The following is an 18,388-nucleotide window of genomic DNA, read 5'->3' as shown; positions in this document are numbered from 1 at the left end:
TTGCCGCTCCTGGTCGCAGCGCCTAAGACCTCAGCTGCCACCTCCTTCGATGGGCCGGGTCTTCGGCCGACGGGACAGGACAGGGCCGACGGCCCCGGCCAGTCCGCCGAGGATCAGGAGGGCCGCCAGCGCGTAGCGGCCGGCGGGCCCGGTGGGCTGCGCGGGCGTGGCGCTCACCGGCGCCAGGCCCACATCGGTGCGGCTCGGTGACGGCAGCGGGACGACCGGCTGGCCGGACCCGGTGCCGGAGCCGCTGCCGGCGCCCGACGAGGTGTGCGCCGGTGCCGGGCTGCGCCGGGTGGGCGACGGCGAGGCGACCACGCCGGTGCCCGCGTCCTTCTCGACCTTGGTCGCCACCGCGCGGGTCGCCGCGCGCATCGCGTCGGGCAGCGGCGCGTAGCCCTCGGGCAGCTGACCGGCGCCGACGCCCGGGAGCTGCCCGGCGTCGACGGCGTAGCGCAGGAATGTCGCGTAGTCGCGGCCCGCCGCCTTGGTCAGCGCCTTGGGCGCGGTCGCGGCGAAGGACACGGTCGTCAGCGGGTACGCCGCGGCGTCGGTGCTGTTCGGGTTGGGCGACACGACGTTCGGCACCGCGGTCGGGATCATCGAGGCGACCCCGGCCAGCAGCGACTGCGTGGTCGGCGCGACGAACTGCCCGGCCGCGTTGCGCAGCTTGGCCACCGGCAGCCCGTACCGGGCGGCGCTGGCGCTGTCGGTCACCGTCAGCACCGCGCGCAGGCCGCCGAGCTGCGGCGGGATCTTCTTCCACGCCACCGGGTCGCTGGTGGTGTCGTAGTAGCGGGCCAGCGTGTCGCCGCGACTGGCGGCCCGCGCCCCGTCGTGGAAGTCGGTCGAGTACGGGTGGGCGTCCTGGGTGCACGGGGTGCCCGGCTGCCCGGCGTCGCAGAACGGGTCCTGCTTCGGGAAGTCGTAGCGCGGCAGCACCAGTTCCTGGTAGTGCGGGTTGACGACCATCCCCTGCTCGTCGGGGGTGCCGTCGAGGAACGCGCGCGCCTGCGCGTCGCCGTTGATCCACGCCCACAGCACCCCGGCCGCGTCGGTGGGGATGAGCGGCATCAGCGCGTCGGGCAGCGCGGTCAGGAACGAGTCCTGCCGGAACTCCGGGTTGAGCAGCAGGAACTCCTCGTCTTCGGTCATGTCCGACGGGTTGCCCGCCAGCTCCTGCTCGGCGAAGAACGCCCCGAACCGGTACGACTGCGTGAGCAGCTTCGCCACCAGCCGCGGGGTGAGTTTGACGTCGGTGATGCGCTCGCCGTCGCGCAGCCGCTGCTGCGGGTCGCCGACCGGATTGGCCGACCGCTCCACGTTGAACGCGATGACGACGCCGGAGACCGCGACCGGCGCGTACACCAGCGGCCGGGTCGGGTCGACGGTGTCGGGGTCGGCGGCGCGGCCCGCGAAGACCATGCCCGGGTCGGCCGAGACCACCTGGCGGCGGGCCGTGTCGTCGGAGACCTGCGAGTAGCCGAACACGGTGGTGGGTGTGCACAGCGAGCGCTGCCAGCGGTTGACCGCCTCGCGCAGCGGCTCGTGGCCGACCATGCGCCGCTCGTTGACGCCGATGGTGCAGGCGGTGCCGACCGGCTGGAATGTCAGCCGCACCGACAGGGCGTGGGCGAAGTTGGACGCGCTGAGCGGGGAGGAGACGAGCCGGTGGTCCGGCTGGGTCGCGGCGGGGGTGCCGTCGACCTCGGTGTCGGCGCGCGGCACGATCACCAGCCGGCAGGCGCGCGGCGCACCGCCGCCGTCGAGAACCTCGCCGCAGCCCAGGCCGGGCGCCTCGGTGACCGTCTGCACCTCGAAGAACGCCTCGCCGGTGCCGTCGGGCCGGATCCGGGCGTACGGGATCTCGTTGGTGGTGTTGGCGTCGAAGAACTCGTTGCGCGACCCGATCACCTCGGGGGCGCCGGTGGCCGCCCGGAACGGCACGAAGCGCTTGCTCGGGATCGCGTACACCTCGTTGGGGTCGACCAGGGTGCTGCCGTAGTCGACCTGCCGCGAGTTGGCGAAGCTGCCACCGCGGGTGTCGGTGTACAAGCCGCCGAACTGGCACTTCTCCCGCTGCGGGGTGGCCTCGTCGCCCCAGCACTGCATGATCTGCAGGAAGCTGGTGTCGAAGCGGCCGTAGTCGGGTGTGGTCGGGGCGCCGCCGGTCCAGGTCAGGTGCACGGTCTGGTTGACCAGCGCCTCGGTGGTGTCGACGGTGACCGACAGGTTCGCCCACGGGCCGGTGCCGGTGACGGTCACCGCCGAGCCCGCCTCGTCGGCGGCCGCCGGTGCGTTGCCCGGCGACGGGGCGACGGCCAGCACCATGCCCGCGAGCATGGCCAGCACGGCCAGGGTCAGTCGGAGCTTCACGGCCGCCTCCGGTTGCGCAGGGTCCGGGCCAGCAGCGGCGGCAGCAGCACCACGGCGACCAGGGTCGCGGCGGCCAGCAGCAGCATGCCGCGGCGGGTGGAACGGTCCTGGGCGGCCAGGTCGACGGTGGTGGCGGTGACGTCCCCGCCGGTGCCGGTGCCGCCACCGGTTCCGATCGGCTGCCCGGTGTCGGGGTCGATCACGGTGCCGCTGCCGGTGCCGGTGCCGCCGGTGCCCGTGCCGCCGGTGCCGGTGCCCGCGCCGGGGCTCGCCGAGGCGCCGGGGCTGGCGCCGCCGGTCGGCGCGGCGAGCAGCGGAGTGTTGTACCGCGCCCCGCCGGTGCCGGAGGCGCACATGTCGGTGCCGCCGCGGTCGCACTCCTTGGGCTGTGGTGCCTTTTCCGCCAACGCGTTCTTGCCGTCGGGCCGCAGGGTGGGGTTGTTGCAGCTGCGGCCGTCGATCGGCTTGGGCACCGCGCCGGGGATGCGGTCCACCTGGGCCTTGCCCGCGGCGACCAGGTTGACCGGCAGCGGCGAGTAGCCGAGCGACTCGGCCTGCTGCTGGCCCTCGCACAGGAAGTAGTAGGCGAACGCGGCCAGCGTCCGGCCCTTGTCCAGGCTGAATGAGCCGGACACCTGGTCCACCGGAATGATCATGTAGCTGTAGCTGGACAGCGGGTAGGCCCGCTTGTCGGTGGCGTCGTACACCCCTTCGAGCTTCTGGGTGAGGTCGCTCTTGATCTGCGCCTGCACCAGGGCCACCGCCACGCTGCTGGCGGTCGGCTCGATGAAGTAGCCCGCCTTGTTGAGCACCTTGGCGACCGGGAAGTTCAGGTTCACCGCGTACGAGTACTCGACGTAGGTGATGGTGCCGATGTTGCCGTCCTGCTTGACGTAGCCCGAGACGCCGTTGGAGCCGGACTGCGCCGTGAACCCCAGCCCCGGCACCACCGGGTAGTTGGAGGTGAATCCGCACGGGGTGGACCGCCCGGCCTTGCGGCAGTAGTCGTTCCACAGGTTCGGGTACTTGGTCGACAGCCACATCGTGAACTGGGCCGAGGTGCCGGAGCCGTCCGAGCGCACCACCGGCACGATCTTGCGGGCGGGCAGGTTGAGCCGCGGGTTGTCCGCCTTGATGGCCGGGTCGGACCAGTTGGTGATGACCCCAGTGAAGATCTTGGCGACGACCTCGCCGGACAGGCGCAGGTTCGTCACCCGGCTGTTGCCGATCTTCAGGTTGTACATCAGCGAGGTGCCGCCCGCGACGATCGGCATGTACGAGAACTTCGTGGTCGGCGGGTAGTCGACGACGCCGCCGTCGGTCAGTCCGTACGGGATCTCGGAGACCGCGAAGTCGACCACGCCGCTCTTGAACCGGTTGCGGCCGTCGGAGGAGCCGGTGTCGGCGTAGCTGACCGTCATGCCGTACTGCTTGACGTTGCTGGCCCACTGGTAGACGGCCGGACCACTCCACGACGAGCCCGCCCCGCTGATCGGGACGTACACCACCGCGTGCGCGGGTGCCGCGGGCAGCAGCACGCCGAGCAGCAGCACCAGCCCCGCCGCGAGCCCGTGTCGGATGCGTGCCATCACTTCCCCTTCCGCGTACGGCCCACGAGCCGTCCGATGACGAACAGCACCACGACGACCACCATCAGCACCGCCGCCGCCCCGTACCCCCGGGTGACCATGCCCTCGTACGGGGAGCGGATCAGGTTGAACGTCACCAGCGGCAACGACACCTGCGGCCCGTCGAAGGGGTTGAGGGCCAGGTTGGTGGTGAACCCCGCGGTGATGAGCACGGGCGAGGTCTCGCCCAGACCGCGCGCGGTGCCGAGGATCACCGCGGTGGCCAGGCCCGACCGGGCGGTGGGCAGCACGACGTGCCATGTGGTGCGCCACGACGACGCGCCCAGCGCCAGCGACGCCTCGCGCAGCGAGCCGGGCACGACCCGCAGCACCACGTCGGCGGCCCGGATGATGATCGGCAGCATCATCACGCTGATCGCCATCGAGGCCGCGAACCCGGAGCTGGGCACGCCGAGGGTGAGGATCAGCGAGGCGTACACGAACAGGCCCGCGACGATCGACGGCAGCGCGGTCATCGCCTCAACCACCGTACGCACGAAGCGGGTGAACGCCCCGCGCGTCTCGGTCAGGAACACCGCACAGGTCAGGCCGAGGGGAAGCACCACCGCCAGGGCGATGGCGATCTGTTCGAGCGTACCGACGACGGCGTGCACGATGCCGCCGACGCTCAGCGGGTCGAGCTGCTGCGTCAGGGCCAGGTCCTGGGTGAAGAAGTTCGGGTGCAGCAGGGCCTTGAGCCCGGAGCCGATGGTGTAGCCGACGATGCCGATGAGCGTGCCCACCACCAGGTAGGCCAGGCCTCTGATGGCGACGGCGGCGACCCGGTCGCGTACGGTCGGACCGCGCTCGTCGAGGGAGACCAGGGTCGCGTACAGGATCAGGAACAGCACGTAGCACAGCACGACGAAGCCGATCAGGCCGTCGAACGGGGCGATCCAGTCGTACACGATCCAGGTGAGGCCGCCCGCGGCCGCCAGGCTGCCGAGCTCGGCGATGCGGTCGCGCACCCGACCCGCCTGCGTGTCGCGGCGGACTTCGGCGGTCGCCGGAAGGCTCATCTCACACCTCGCTCTGGGCGCCGGAGCGGCTGCGGGCGATGATCATCGACGCGCCGAAGTTGACCGCGAGGGTCACCACGAACAGGGTCAGGCCGGCGGCCATCAGCGCGGAGATGCCCACGTCGCCGGCGGCGCCGTACTTCAGCGCGATCAGCGAGGAGATCGAACTCGCGCCGTTCTCCAGGATGTGCGGCTGGATCACGAAGACCGGCGAAATGATCATGTAGATCGCGATGGTCTCGCCCATGGCCCGGCCCAGGCCGAGCATGGTGCCGCCGATCATGCCGCCCCGGCCGAACGGCAGCACCACCGTGCGGATCATGCCCCAGCGGGTGCCGCCGAGCGCGTAGGCCCCCTCGCGCTCACCCACCGGCGCCTGCGAGAACACCTCGCGCATGATGGAGGAGATGATCGGGGTCACCATCAGGGCCACCACGATGCCCGCGATGAACGTGGACGAGGTGAACACCGTCTGCGGCGACAGCGGATCCCCCGGGTTGTACCCGTCCACCTCCAGCAGCGGGATCCAGGAGCCGTAGGTGGCCAGCCACCGGGACAGACCGACGACCCGAGGCTGGAGGAAGTTCACGCCCCACAGTCCATACACGACACTCGGCACCGCTGCCATCAGATCCACCAGCGTCACGAGCAGGCGCTTGCGCCAGCCGGTGGCGTACTCCGAGATGTACAGCGCCATGCCGGTGGCCAGCGGCACGGCCAGACTGATCGCCACCAGCGCGATCAGGATCGTGCCGACCAGGACCGCCGCGACACCGAAGTTCGCGTCGTCGGGTTCCCACGCCTCGGTGGTGAGGAAATCACCACCGGCCCGGCGCAGCGCCAGTCCGGCACGGATGGCCAGGAACAGACCCACCACGGCCATGATGCCCAGCACGACGGAGCCCATCGAGCGCAGGACCAGCCGGAACACGCGGTCGGCGCCACCGGGCGGCGCGAGTTCGCGCCGCTGCTCGGCGACGTCGGGCGCAGTCGGCTGCACCTGCACGCTCGCGGTCACCCCGCCACCTCCGAACCAGAGAAATCAAGTCCGGATAGAGGGAATCCACCTCACCTTGCCGCGTGGCCCGGGTTGTGTGAACTGGAGGCGAAGCGCGCACGTAACATGTCTCGGTAACGGGCATGTCACACAGTGGCACCGAATCCCGGTGACGACGGCCATCAACGTCCACAACCGCGCCTGATCGGCAATAGCGGCTATTGCCGCCAGCCCATACAGCACGGGACGAGCCGTGTCACGGATCGGTCGCGGGATCGTATGTCCGCCAGCCGACGATAGCCGATCGGGTGGCCCGCGTCGCCGTCCGTCTCACCCTACATCGGATTCTCCCGGCACAGTTCATGCTCCGTTTACCTCTCCTTTCCCTGTTTGCCCTGGTAGGGGCCTGCTACCAAGGGATCGTTCGGCAAAACTGACGATCAACTGAAGGAGACGGCGTGCGTGTCAGGGTGCTCTCGGCGGTGGTGATGGCCGTTGCCCTGCTGGTGTCGGCGGGATGCGACGACTCGACCGATCCACCGAAGGGATCGGCGACCTACAACGGCGACCCGAAGTCGCTGTCCATCGTGGCCGGTTCCGAGCAGCAGAAGGTCCTCGACACGGTCGTCGCGCCCTGGTGCAAGAGCAAGGGCTACGACTGCCGGTTCACGCTCAAGGGCTCGGTGGACCAGGCCCGGCTGCTGGCCGGCGGAGACACCGCCTACGACGCGTACTGGTTCGCCAGCTCCGTCTTCTCCCAGATCGGCGACCAGGCGGCGGTGCTGCAGGACGTCAAGCCGATGTTCCTCACCCCGATCGTCTACGCGGGCTGGCAGAGCCAGATGCGGCAGCTCGGCTTCGTCGACAGGTCCGACGTGGCCGTCGGCGACATCCTGTCGGCCGTCGAATCGGGCCGCACCAAGGTGTGGGTGACCAATCCCACCCAGTCCAACTCCGGCGCGACGGTGCTGTTCGGCTTCCTGAACCACTTCGCGGGCAACGGCCCTGGTCAGCCGCTCACCCAGCAGCAGCTCGACTCCGACAAGGTCGACGCGGGCATCACCCGGTTCATCCGGGCCATGGACGCCACGCCGCCCTCCTCGGGCACCCTGATGAACGACTGCGTATCCCGGCCCGACGACTGCCGCACCGTCTTCACCTACGAGGACCTGGTCATCGAGAAGAACCAGGAGCTGGTCAAGGCCGGCCGCGAGCCGCTGTACGCGGTCTACCCGCGCGGCGCCCTGGCCATCAGCGACGCCCCGCTGGGCTTCCTGCCGCACCACAACGACGCCGACGCCGCCAAGCGGACCGCCTTCGGCGAGCTGCAGAACTACCTGCTCACCGACGCCGACGCCAAGGCGAAACTGCTGGCCCTGGGCCGCCGCCCGGCCACCAGCATCGGCCTGACCCTGGCGAACCCCGACCTGTCGGTGTTCAACCCCGACTGGGGCATCCAGGCCAACCTCAAGGAGCAGGGCATCGCGTACCCGTCGGTCGCGGTGATCCAGTCGGCGCTGAACCGCTACCAGACCCACTACCGCAAGCCCGCCGACATCTACTACTGCCTCGACGGCAGCGGCTCGATGAACGACAACGCGGGCTGGGCAGGCGTACGCGACGCCGCGCACCAGATCTTCGACGCCGACCAGGCCGCCCTCAACCTGCTGCAGACCCACCCCGACGACGCCACCACGGTCACCATCTTCAACAGCGGCATCGCCGCCGGCCCGTGGACCGTCGCCGGCGACGACCCGGCCAAGCTGCACGGCCTCACCGAGTCGATCGTGCGGCACGAGGCGGGCGGCGGCACCGACATGTACGGCTGCCTCATCCGCGCCGCCCAGGCGCTGACCGGCACCGCGACCGACCGCAAGCGGCTGGTGGTGGTGATGTCGGACGGCAAGTCCAACACCGACAACCACGACACCGCCGTCGCCGCGCTGACCGCCGCGAAGGTGCCCGTCATCGCGATCGCGTTCGGCGACGACGCCGACCCCGGCCAGCTCAAGGAGGTCGCCACGGCCACCGGCGGCGCGTTCGTGCAGCAGAACGACCTCGTCACCGCGCTGCGCACCGCGGCCGGATACAAGTGACGGGACGGCACTGATGCGCAAACTCGCCACCCCTGTCGCCCTGGTCGCCGCGATCGCGGTGTTCGGCGGCCTGTTCGCCGCCACGGGCAGCCTGCTGTGGTCGCCGCTGCTCGCGGCGGCGGCCGCGGTCGGGCTCTACCTGATGCTCGACGGCCGCACGGCGGCGCAGATCCGCGACGACGAGTACGCCGACGACGCCGACGCCAAGGTCGAAGCGGCCGTGGAGACCGCCCGCAAGATCCGCAAGCTGAGCAAGGACGTGCACTCGCCCACGGTGCGCCATCTGCTCCAGCAGTCCGCCGACTACGTGCCCGAACTGTTGACCCGGGTGAAGGCGGCCGCGCCGAACACGCTCTACTCCAGCGCCAGCGCGCTCGGCGCGCACCTGCAGAGCCTGCTCGGCGTGGTCTCCCAGTACCTGGACATCCAGCGCAACCCGACCTTCTACCACGACCCGGCGGCGCTGCTGTCCGGCGGCGAGGCCGCGGTGCAGCGGTTCACCGACTTCACCATCGACAGCCTGCGGCTGGTCAACCAGGGCGACCTCGCGCAGTACCAGGCGAACCTGGAGACCGTGGCCCCGCCGAAGCTTCCCCAGCTGGGATAGGAGAGCACCGAAGTGAGAATGCCGAGCCCCCGATTCCTCATCGGGCTCGTTCTGGTCCTGGTGGTCTGCGTGGCCACCGCGTACGTGCTGACCCAGCGCGGCGAGGACGAGCCGGGCGGATCCACCACCGCCCAACCCGTCACCGTCACCTGTCTGGGCGGCTCGGAGAAGACCGAGCTGATGGCCGACCCCGAGATCCGCCAGCTGCTCAAGGACAGATACGGCCTGACCGTCGTCTACAACCCGCTCGGGTCCTACGACCAGGTCCAGCTGTCCGCCGACGAGCTGGCCAAGCGCAAGGCCGACTGCCTGTGGCCCTCCAGCGCCAGCGCGCAGAGCGTCTTCGAGAGCCTGCACGCCGGGGCATATCCGCAGTACCGGGCCGAGACTGTGCTGCAGTCCCCCGAGGTGATCTACGCCGGGCCGCAGGGCACCGACGCGCTGGTCAAGGCGGGCATCGTCAGCAAGCGCGGCGACCGCTACTTCATCGTCGACATGAAGAAGCTGCTGCTGGAGCACGTGCTCAAGCACAGGACCTGGGAGTCGCTGGGCGCGGCCGACCTGCGCGGCCCGATCGCGGTGAACAGCACCGACGCGGCCAAGTCCAACAGCGGCTTCACCCTGGCCCAGCTTCAGCTCAACATCATCGCCACCGACGACGTGTTCTCCGCCCCGAGCCTGGCCCAGGCCAAGAAGGCACTGACCACGGTACGAGCCGTCTACGACGCGCAGGGCCTACAGGCGGCGGGCTCCGACGCCGGGTTCCGGCAGTGGCTGACGCAGGGCGCGGAGTTCCACGCCCCGCTGTACGCCGGCTACGAGAACCAGCTGATCCAGCTCGTGGTCCAACTGGGCCCCGACAGTGCCGGCCTGCTCAAGGACGTACGCGTGCTCTACCCCGACCCGACCATCTACAGCGACCACCCGATCCTGGCGCTGAACGACAACGCGATCCGCTTCCTGGACGCCATGAAGGACCCGCAGATCCAGGGCATCGCCTGGCGCAAGTACGGCCTGCGCTCAGGCGTCCAGGTCGGCCTGAGCAAGGCCTCGGACTTCCCGACGCTGCCGCTGGCCGAGCAGATCCGCACCACCACCCCGCCCAACGCCGAGGTCACGCTGGCACTGCTCGCCTGCGTACGCGACGCGAGCAAGTGCTGAAAGAAGGATGACGATGACCGAGTTGCAGATCGACTTCGGCAACATCACCGGCACCTCGCCGGAGCCGACAGGCAGCGCCGACAAGGCCCTGGCCGCCGTCGCCCACGCGGGCGACCCCCGGCAGCTCGTCTGCGCGGACCTGCTCACCCCGGCCCAGCGCGAGCAGGCGCTGTCGCTGGCCAAGCAGACCTACCCGCAGATGCTGGCCGACACCGACAAGCTCGCCAACTTCGGCAACGGCGCGATCGACCAGGTCAACACCCAGGTGCAGCGCATCTTCCGCGAGGTCGGCCCGGTCAAGATCCCGGAGCTGACCCAGATCATGCACGACATCAACGACCGGATGCGCGACTTCCGCCGCAAGTACGACCCGGCCGACCCCAAGGTCCGCGAGACGTTCGACAAGTTCATGGACTCGATCAAGGGCATCTTCCGCAAGGGACGTGACCTGGTCGAGATGCTGTTCGAGGAGGCCCGCTCGGTCGAGCAGCAGCTCGACCGAATCGCCGGCACGCTGGTCGAGAAGCAGCAGCAGCTCAAGCGCAACGTGGTGCTCTGCGACGAGCTGTACAAGGCCAACGAGGCCGCGATCGGGCAGCTCGTCGGCGTCATCGCGGTGATGGAGCAGGTCCGCGACCTGGCCCTGGCCGAGGCGAAGTCGATCCACATCGACCCGAACGACCTCGACAAGCGCGACAAGGAGGAGCGCCTGGCTCGGGTGACCGAGTTCATCCAGGCCATCGAGGTGCGCATCAACGAGTACCAGCAGCGGCTGTTCGTCGCCTGGTCGACCTCGCCGCAGGTGCGCAACATCCGCTCGCTGCACTACGGGCTCGGTCAGCGCCTCGCCCTGCTGGTGAACCTGACCATCCCGACGATGAAGTTGACGATCGCGCAGTGGGGGCTGCTGCTGCAGGCCAACCAGGCCGCCGCGATGCAGCAGGCGGTGGCCGACGGCGCCAACGAGGTGCTGTCCGCGTACGCCCACGCCTCCGGCACCGCCGTGCCGCAGATCGCCAAGCTCATCCAGACCCCGACGATCCGCCCCGACACCATCCTGGAGGTGGCCGCCTCGATCGACGCCCAGGCCAAGGGCATCGAGGAGGCGGTGCGCTTCGGCCAGCAGGCCCGCGCCGAGGTCGTGTCGGCGATCGTCACCGCGCAGGAGTCGATGTCGGCCAGCTCGCAGCAGCTCAGCCGCAACGTCGTCGACCTGGTGACCCGGGCCGGCAAGCCGCTGGAGCTGCCCGCCGGCCCGGCGCTGCCCGCCTCGGTCCTGGAGCAGGCCCCGGCCCTGGCGCCCCGCCAGGCGGCCTGACCCACCCGCCCACCCGGCTGGGTGGGCGGGTTTCTGCGCGAGTTGCCGGGCAATCGGGCGTATCTTGGGTTCGCTTTCCCCCGATTGCCCGGCAACTCGAACCGGGGTTCACCCCTTCACGTACGACCGTTTCTCGGCGACGCGGCCGTCGCGTACGCGGATGACGTCCACGCCGCGCACGTGGCCGGTGCCCCAGTCGTAACGCCAGCGCTGCACCACCAGGTCGCCCGAGACGGTGGACTCCTCGATGTCGAAGCGGCCCTCCAGCTGCAGGAACACCGGCAGCCAAGCCTCGCGCACCTCGTCGCGGCCCTCGAACCTACGACCGTCCGGCGCCGGGTCCGTGCTCTCGAACACGACGTCGTGCGTACACAGGTCCAGTGCCGCCTCGATGTCGTGACCGTTCCACGCCGCGTTGAAGGCGTCCATCAAGCCGAGCGCGTCCATGCTCCGACCTCTTCACGTGGTTGACGTGCGCAGATAATCGTTTGCCCGCGAATCTAGGGTAGGCCTCATGGAGCCGATCACCGTTCCCGCCATCCGCGCGTCCTTCGTCAACTGCACCAAAGGCGAAGCCCAGCGCATGGCCGTGCCGAAGGATCTGGCCACCCGGCCCTGGGACGACCTCGACTACCTGGGCTGGCGCGACCCGGCCGCGGAGGATCGCGCGTACCTGGTCTTCCCGTCCGGCACGGGCCTGGTCGGGGTGGCACTGCGCGTCTCCCAGCAGGCCGGGCTCGGGCGGCGCAGCGTGTGCTCGGTGTGCCTGACCGCGCACGACGCGGACGGCGTCTCACTGATGACCGCACGCCTGGCCGGACCCAGCGGGCGGCAGGGCAACTCGGTGGGGCTCTACCTGTGCGCCGACCTGGCCTGCTCGCTCTATATTCGCGGCAAGAAGGACGCCGGACGGCGCATCGAGGAGACCCTCACCCTCCCCGAGAAGGTCGACCGCACCACGAGCAACCTCGCCGCCTTCCTACAGCGGGTCGCGGCCTGATCTTCCCGCCAGATCGCCGTGCAGTTTCGGGGAAACTGCACGAATCTTGGCCGCCATTCCTGCACTTTCCCCGAAACTGCCTCTAGCGTCCGCCGCCCGCCAGCTCGTGTGACATGACTCGGCGCATGGCCGCGACCACGACCTGCGGCTCGAACCTCGCGGCGGCCGTGGCCTCCGCCTGGAACAGCGCGTAGGCCATACGCTCCGGCGGGGCGCTGCGCAGCACCGCGATCAGCCATGCCTCCAGCAGGGTCGGATCGTCGGGCAGCACTAGCGCGGCCGGGTCCGGCAGCTGAACGCTAGGCTGCGCGGGCAGCGGATCCCCGGCCGAGGCGTAGCGGCCGGGCGGCAGCCCGACCCGGTACGGGTGCACACAGGTCGGCACCCCGGTCGACACGTCGGCGCGCCAGCCCAGCCGAGGCTGATAGCTGCTCTCCGGACCGGGACGCGGCGCCACATCGAAGGCGCCATAGCGCAGCGACTGCGCCGGGCAGACCGCACACGTCGCGGCCAGCACCTCCTCGGGCGGCACGTACACCTCCTCGGACGCCATCCCGGCAGCCTAGAGCAGCAGGCGTTCGCCGGAGGCGAGGAACTCCCGGCCGTACTCCTCGTGCCCGTGGCGCATCAGGTACAGCCCGGATGACACCCGCTCGACGAAGCCCCACTCCCAGATCCGCTGCGCGTCGACACCGGTCGCCGCCGCGAGCCGCGCGCAGTAGCCGCGCAGCAGCCCGACCGGGTCGGCGGCGGTCAGCACCTCTGCGGTCCACTCGCGGATGACCACCCCCAGGTCGTACGCCGGGTCGTCGACGAACCCGTCCGGATCCACCAGGACGTAACCGCACTCCGCCCCCGCCCGTGGCGACGGCACCGCCAGCACGTTGCCCGGATGCGGATCACCGTGACAGACCACCGACCGGTCCGGGTCGAACGCCTCCGCCCGGCGTCGGGCATACCTCAGCGCCCGCTCGACCAGCTCTTGCGAGCATGGCCGCCCGAGTTCCGACCACAGCACGGTGATCAGCTCGATCAGCCCGCTCGCCTTGTCCTCCCCGGGCGCCACCACCGCACTTTCCGGAAGGGGCGTGCGCCACGCCTGCGACAGGACCGTCGCGGACAGGTCGAGCACCTGCGCCACCGGCAGCCCCGCCGCGGACAGGGGCGCGCCCAGCGGCTCCAGCAGCAGCGCGCCACGAGCCAGGTCGTGCGCGTACAGGCGGGCATAGCCGTGGCCGTCGGCCGCGAGCAGCGTCTTGACCTGCGCGTCCACGTCGGGTCCGGGTGGGGAGACCTTCAGCACCGCGTCGCCGCCATCACCGGTGCGCACCCGGGCCACGTAGGCGAGCGAGCCGCCGTCCAGCGCCCCGCCCAGCGTCAAGGACCACGTGCCGCACAGGTGCAGCACGTCGTCGGGTAGCCGGTCCAGCCAGCGACGGCCCTCGGCGCCCTTGCTGCGCGCGGTGCGCTGCACCCGTTCCGGAAGGTCGATCACGAGGGTCAGGCTCGCACGGTGCGACCGCCGTACGCCAGCCGATTGCCGCAGGTGCGGGCCGGTACGGCACGATGGCTCCATGGCCAGCAACCGCCCACAGTCCGCCAAGCCCTGTCCGTGCGGATACGGCCCGCCGTACCCGGAGTGCTGTGGCCGCTGGCACCAATCCACCGATCCTGCCCCCACCGCCGAACTACTGATGCGCTCGCGCTACACCGCTTTCGCGGTGGGCGACGCCGCGTACCTGCTGCGCACCTGGCACCCCCGCACCCGCCCGCGCACCCTGGACCTGTCCGACAGCCCGCGATACACCCGCCTCGAAGTGCTCGAAACCACCGGCGGCAGCATGTTCGAGACCGAGGGCCGGGTCCGCTTCGCCGCCCACTACCTCGACGGCGACCGCCCCGGCGTCCTGCGCGAGCACAGCACCTTCGTCCGCGAGCACGGCCACTGGCTCTACGTCGGCCCGGTCTGACGGCCCCTGGTCCGCCGGACCCGCAGCGCCCGGTCCACGAGCTCGTCCACCGCGAGGTCGTCCATGGGCGGCGTGCCGTCCGCGCCACAACACGGCGGCTTCGTGCGCTCACCCGCGGGCACAGTGACGCCGGCCAGCTCGTACAGGGCCGCATACACGTCCCGATCCCGCAGCTTGTACTCCGGGCCGGGTCTGGAGGATTGCCGAATGTCGTTACCCTGCGGCCATGATGCTGGGGGACGGGGCGGCGCCGATCGAGCCGGAGCCGGACGAGCCTGAACCGGACGAGCCTGAACGGCCGCGACGCCCGTGGCTGCCTCGACGCGCGCTGCACGCTCTCGCCGCCGTGACCATGGCGACCTTCTTCGGATGCATACTCGCCTTGCTGTACGCGGGCGGATCCGTGCACAACCCCCCGGCTCGGTCCTTGATTCCGGAAGGGGTCGTCCTGCTGGGTGCGCTGGTGCTGTACAGCAACGGCGTGCGAGAACCGCTGCCGATGCTGGAGCCGACCTCGACCCGGCGGAGCCGGGTGCTGTGGGTCGCGGGGATCGCCGCCGGTGCCCTACTGGTCTCGTGGCCGGTGTTCCTCGGTTTCGACCGCCCGGCCAGACCCCTCCACGGGCTCGGCAACCTGGCCTTGACCGCCGCGGCGGTGCTCGTGATCTCGGCCGTGGCCAAGCTCTGGCGGCGGTTGCCCTAGCACTTCCGGTCGATGCGCGATCAAGGTCGTCGATGCTGTGATGGGCACGTGGGGGAGGGCCGCTCCCCTCCCCCACGTGAGTCACATACCCCGTCAGTCCAGGCCGTTGCGGCCGATGACGGCGGCGTACCAGCGGGCGCTGTCCTTCAGCGTGCGGCGCTGGGTGTCGTAGTCCACGTGCACGATGCCGAAGCGCTTGCCGTACCCGTAGCCCCACTCGTAGTTGTCCAGCAGCGACCAGGCCAGATATCCGCGCACGTCGGCGCCCTCGGCCATGGCCTGGTGCACCGCGCGCAGGTGCCCGGCCAGGAACCCGACCCGGTCGGTGTCGGCGACCCGGTCCTCGACCAGGACGTCGTCGTAGGCCGCCCCGTTCTCGGTGATCATCATCGGGGTGCCGGGGTAGTCGGTCGACAGCCGGATGAGCAGCTCGTAGAAGGACGACGGGTCGACCGGCCAGTCCATCGCGGTGACGGGCAGGTCCTGGGCGACGTACTCGGCCCCCTCGGTGCCGGGGTTGGCCGGGCCACCGTCGACGCCGAGCGCGGCGCGCACCCGCGCGGGCTGGTAGTAGTTCACCCCGAGGAAGTCGATCGGGGCGGCGATGATCGCGTCGTCGCCAGGGCGGATGGCATGGTCGGCGCCGAAGCGACGGAACAGGGCGAGCATGTCGGCCGGGTACGCCCCGCGCAGCACCGGGTCGAGCCACAGCCGGTTGTGCAGGCCTTCGATGAGGTGCACCGCCGCGAGGTCGTGCGGGTCGGCCGGGTCGTCGGGGCGTACGCGGGCGAGGTTCAACGTCAGCGACACCTCACGCGCTCCCCCGGCCCGCAGCGCCTGCACCGACAACCCGTGCCCGAGCAGCAGGTGGTGCACCGCCTCGAACGCGGCTGTCGGGTCCTCCCGCCCCGGGGCGTGCACCCCGGCGGCGTAGCCGAGGAACGCCGAGCACCACGGCTCGTTCAGCGTGGTCCAGGTCGCGACCCGGTCGCCGAGCCGGGCGACCGTCGCGGCGGCAAGGTCGGCCAGGTAGTAGGCGGTGTCCCGGTTGGTCCAGCCGCCCCGGTCCTCCAGGACCTGCGGCAGGTCCCAGTGGTAGAGCGTGGCCATCGGGGCGATGCCCTTGGCCAGCAGCTCGTCGACGAGGCGGTCGTAGAAGTCCAGGCCGCGCCCGTTGACCGGGCCGGAGCCGTCCGGCTTGATCCGGGGCCAGGCGATCGAGAACCGGTACGTGCCGATGCCCAGCTCCGCCATCATCGCCACGTCGTCGCGGTAGCGGTGGTAGTGATCGCAGGCCACGTCACCCGTGTGCCCCTCGAACACCTTCCCGGGGGTACGCGCGAACGTGTCCCAGATGGACGGCGTGCGCCCGTCCTCCTGCGTCGCCCCCTCGATCTGGTACGAGGCCGTGGCCGCACCCCACCGGAAGCCCTGCGGGAACCGCAGCGCGGTGCCGACCTGGTCTGGAGCCACGGTGGTCACGACTTCACCGCTCCCTGCATGATGCCTCCGATGATGTACTTGCCGAGCAGGCCGAAGACGACCAGCAGCGGCACGGTCGCGATCGCCGTTCCGGTCAGCGACAGCGAGTAGTCCTGGATGTAGCCGGAAGCCAGGGTCGACAGCGCGGTCTGCACGGTCGGGTCCTCGGGGGTGAGCACGACCAGCGGCCAGAAGAAGTCGTTCCAGGCCGTCATGAACGTCAGCATCCCGAGCACCGCGGCGGCGGGCTTGCTGGCGGGCAGGATGACGTGCCAGAAGATCCGGATCGTGCTGCAGCCGTCGACCCGGGCCGCTTCCAGCAGTTCGTCGGGGACGGCTTCGCGGAGGAACTGGGTCATGAAGAACACGCCGAACGCGCTGACCAGGCCGGGGGCGACGACGGCGTACATGGTGCCGGTCCACTCGATCTTGGCCATGAGCATGTAGAGCGGGATGATGCCGAGCTGGTTCGGGATCATCATCGTCGCGATGATCATCACGAGCAGGGCGTTGCGTCCCTTGAACCGCAGCTTCGCGAAGGCGAACCCGGCCAGCGTCGAGAACAGCACCACACTGAAGGTGATGGAACCGGAGATGATCGCCGAGTTGGCCAGGGCCTTGAAGAACGGGACGGTGCCGAAGGCCCGTTCGAGGTTGGCCATCAGGTTGCCGCCGATGCCGAGCGGCGGCGGCACCTGGCCGAGGATGCCGTTGTCGTGCGAGGCGACGACCAGCGACCAGTAGAGCGGGAACGCCGAGAACAGGGCCAGCCCGGCGAGCGCGAGATAGGTCAGCTTCCCCGGGCGCCGGTCGGCCGTGAAGATTCGGCGCCGACGCGTGCGGACCTGCGGTTCGGCCTGCTCAGCCGAGCCGGGGCGGGTCAGGGTGGTGGATGTCATCGCGAGCTCCGCACTCGGCTGGTCAGGAAGTAGTTGATCGCGGCGACGATCACGATGATGAAGAACATGACCCAGGCCGCGGTCGAGGCGTAGCCGAAGTCGAACCGCGAGAACCCGACCTCGTAGAGGTACAGCGACAGGGTCTGGAACTGCCGGTCGGAACCGCCGGTGACGCTCGCCCCGCCGAACAGCAGCGGTTCCGCGAGGACCTGCATGCCGCCGATCGTCGAGATGATGACGGTGAAGATGATGGTCGGCCGGATGGCCGGAACGGTGATCCGCGTCAGCTGTTGGAAGCTGGAGGCGCCGTCGAGTGAGGCGGCGTCGTAGAGGTCCTTGGAGACGGCCTGCATCGCGGCGAGGTAGATCAGCGCGTTGTAGCCGGTCCAGCGCCAGATGATCATCACGGAGACGGCGATCTGGGAGCTGGCGGTTCCGGCCTGCCAGTCGATGCGACCGAGCCCGAACACGTCCAGCAGCCAGTTGACCAGGCCGTAGTCCTTGCCGAAGATCTGGCCGAAGATGATCGCGACGGCCGCCACCGAGGTGATGTTCGGCAGCAGGGCGGTCATCCGCCAGAACGTGGGGGCGCGCAGGCGCTGGTTGAGCACGTGCGCCAGGACGAGCGCCATGAGCAGCTGGGGAACGGTGGACATCACCCAGATCTGGGCGGTGTTGCGCAGCGCGTTCCAGAAGTACTCGTCGGCGAACAGGTCCTTGTAGTTCTGGATCCCCACGAACGTGTGGGTCTCCGACAGCAGGCTCCACTCGTGCAGCGACACCCACGCCGTGTAGATGAGCGGGAACACCCCGAACGCGGCGAACAGCAGGAAGAACGGGGCGACGTACAGGTACGGCGAACCCTTGGTGTCGAGGCGGTAGAACAGGTTCTTCATCGGCCCGGTCCTCTCTCAGGGAAGTGAGGCCGGGTCCGGCCGAGCGACGCGACCGGACCCGGCCCCGGTCTCACAGCAGCGCCTTGACGTCCTTGAGGGACTGGGTCCAGGCCTCGTCCGGCTTCTGCTTGCCCTGCTCGACACGGGTCAGACCGTTCTGGATCGCGGTGTTGATGTCACCGGACTTCGGACCCATGTACTGCGGCACCATCGTGTTCACCGACTGCGAGAAG

At 70.1% G+C, this 18,388-nt stretch carries 17 protein-coding genes; 7 read left to right on the top strand and 10 right to left on the bottom strand.

What is annotated here, in order from left to right:
* Positions 1-30: 30 nt before the first annotated feature.
* Genes KUA19_RS34470 through pstC form a run of 4 tightly spaced genes read right to left on the bottom strand, consistent with a single transcriptional unit; the run spans position 31 to position 6,044 of the window.
* Positions 31-2,379, bottom strand: a complete 2,349-nt coding sequence (locus tag KUA19_RS34470) for a hypothetical protein (RefSeq protein ID WP_217402985.1) — start codon at positions 2,377-2,379, stop codon at positions 31-33.
* Entirely contained in the window at positions 2,376-3,968 is a 1,593-nt protein-coding gene (gene pstS, locus KUA19_RS34465) for a phosphate ABC transporter substrate-binding protein PstS (RefSeq protein WP_217402983.1), read from the bottom strand. The genes KUA19_RS34470 and pstS overlap by 4 nt, the downstream gene beginning before the upstream one ends.
* Positions 3,968-5,026 carry a phosphate ABC transporter permease PstA gene (gene pstA / locus KUA19_RS34460; RefSeq protein WP_217402980.1) on the bottom strand — a complete coding sequence of 353 codons (1,059 nt, stop codon included), beginning with the start codon at positions 5,024-5,026 and terminating at the stop codon, positions 3,968-3,970. The genes pstS and pstA overlap by 1 nt, the downstream gene beginning before the upstream one ends.
* Position 5,027: 1 nt before the next feature.
* The gene (gene pstC / locus KUA19_RS34455) at positions 5,028-6,044 is read right to left on the bottom strand and encodes a phosphate ABC transporter permease subunit PstC (RefSeq protein ID WP_308167816.1); all 1,017 of its coding nucleotides are present in this window, start codon (positions 6,042-6,044) and stop codon (positions 5,028-5,030) included.
* Positions 6,045-6,481: 437 nt separating this feature from the next.
* On the opposite strand from pstC, the gene KUA19_RS34450 reads away from it, so the two are divergent.
* The 4 genes from KUA19_RS34450 to KUA19_RS34435 are packed head-to-tail and all read left to right on the top strand — an operon-like array spanning position 6,482 to position 11,205.
* A complete protein-coding gene (locus KUA19_RS34450) occupies positions 6,482-8,119 on the top strand; it encodes a vWA domain-containing protein (RefSeq protein ID WP_308167815.1) in 1,638 nt (545 codons plus the stop codon).
* 13 nt (positions 8,120-8,132) lie between these two features.
* On the top strand, positions 8,133-8,726 hold the full coding sequence (locus KUA19_RS34445) for a hypothetical protein (protein WP_217402978.1): 594 nt from the start codon (positions 8,133-8,135) through the stop codon (positions 8,724-8,726).
* A gap of 18 nt (positions 8,727-8,744) precedes the next feature.
* Positions 8,745-9,887, top strand: a complete 1,143-nt coding sequence (locus KUA19_RS34440; protein WP_217402976.1) for a hypothetical protein — start codon at positions 8,745-8,747, stop codon at positions 9,885-9,887.
* Positions 9,888-9,900: 13 nt separating this feature from the next.
* Positions 9,901-11,205, top strand: a complete 1,305-nt coding sequence (locus tag KUA19_RS34435; RefSeq protein ID WP_217402974.1) for a toxic anion resistance protein — start codon at positions 9,901-9,903, stop codon at positions 11,203-11,205.
* Positions 11,206-11,313: 108 nt separating this feature from the next.
* On the opposite strand, the gene KUA19_RS34430 is transcribed toward KUA19_RS34435, so the two are convergent.
* On the bottom strand, positions 11,314-11,652 hold the full coding sequence (locus KUA19_RS34430; protein ID WP_217402972.1) for a nuclear transport factor 2 family protein: 339 nt from the start codon (positions 11,650-11,652) through the stop codon (positions 11,314-11,316).
* Between the two features lie 67 nt (positions 11,653-11,719).
* Here KUA19_RS34430 and KUA19_RS34425 point away from each other — a divergent pair, with 67 nt between their 5' ends.
* Complete coding sequence (locus tag KUA19_RS34425; RefSeq protein WP_217402971.1) at positions 11,720-12,205, top strand: FBP domain-containing protein; 486 nt, start codon at positions 11,720-11,722, stop codon at positions 12,203-12,205.
* Positions 12,206-12,287: 82 nt separating this feature from the next.
* Here KUA19_RS34425 and KUA19_RS34420 read toward each other — a convergent pair whose 3' ends face one another.
* Both KUA19_RS34420 and KUA19_RS34415 read right to left on the bottom strand, forming a co-directional pair.
* Complete coding sequence (locus KUA19_RS34420; protein WP_217402970.1) at positions 12,288-12,758, bottom strand: hypothetical protein; 471 nt, start codon at positions 12,756-12,758, stop codon at positions 12,288-12,290.
* Between the two features lie 9 nt (positions 12,759-12,767).
* Positions 12,768-13,700, bottom strand: a complete 933-nt coding sequence (locus KUA19_RS34415) for an aminoglycoside phosphotransferase family protein (protein ID WP_217402969.1) — start codon at positions 13,698-13,700, stop codon at positions 12,768-12,770.
* Positions 13,701-13,779: 79 nt separating this feature from the next.
* On the opposite strand from KUA19_RS34415, the gene KUA19_RS34410 reads away from it, so the two are divergent.
* Both KUA19_RS34410 and KUA19_RS34405 read left to right on the top strand, forming a co-directional pair.
* Positions 13,780-14,175, top strand: coding sequence for a YchJ family protein (locus KUA19_RS34410; RefSeq protein WP_217402968.1), 396 nt, complete (start codon positions 13,780-13,782; stop codon positions 14,173-14,175).
* A 226-nt stretch (positions 14,176-14,401) separates the two neighbouring features.
* A complete protein-coding gene (locus tag KUA19_RS34405; RefSeq protein WP_217402967.1) occupies positions 14,402-14,878 on the top strand; it encodes a hypothetical protein in 477 nt (158 codons plus the stop codon).
* Positions 14,879-14,971: 93 nt separating this feature from the next.
* Here the strand turns inward: KUA19_RS34405 and KUA19_RS34400 are convergent, their stop codons facing one another.
* The 3 genes from KUA19_RS34400 to KUA19_RS34390 are packed head-to-tail and all read right to left on the bottom strand — an operon-like array spanning position 14,972 to position 18,155.
* Positions 14,972-16,360: a GH1 family beta-glucosidase gene (locus KUA19_RS34400; RefSeq protein WP_308167814.1), complete on the bottom strand. Its 1,389-nt coding sequence runs from the start codon at positions 16,358-16,360 to the stop codon at positions 14,972-14,974.
* Positions 16,357-17,259 carry a carbohydrate ABC transporter permease gene (locus tag KUA19_RS34395; RefSeq protein WP_217402966.1) on the bottom strand — a complete coding sequence of 301 codons (903 nt, stop codon included), beginning with the start codon at positions 17,257-17,259 and terminating at the stop codon, positions 16,357-16,359. The genes KUA19_RS34400 and KUA19_RS34395 overlap by 4 nt, the downstream gene beginning before the upstream one ends.
* Positions 17,256-18,155: a carbohydrate ABC transporter permease gene (locus KUA19_RS34390; protein ID WP_217402964.1), complete on the bottom strand. Its 900-nt coding sequence runs from the start codon at positions 18,153-18,155 to the stop codon at positions 17,256-17,258. Before KUA19_RS34390 ends, KUA19_RS34395 begins: the two co-directional genes overlap by 4 nt.
* Positions 18,156-18,388 lie beyond the last annotated feature (233 nt).

The organism is Catellatospora tritici, from assembly GCF_019083965.1.
GTDB classification, from domain to species: Bacteria; Actinomycetota; Actinomycetes; order Mycobacteriales; family Micromonosporaceae; genus Catellatospora; species Catellatospora tritici.
The sequence above is the reverse complement of the archived record's forward strand: the minus strand, read 5'-3'. Positions and strand labels throughout refer to the sequence as shown.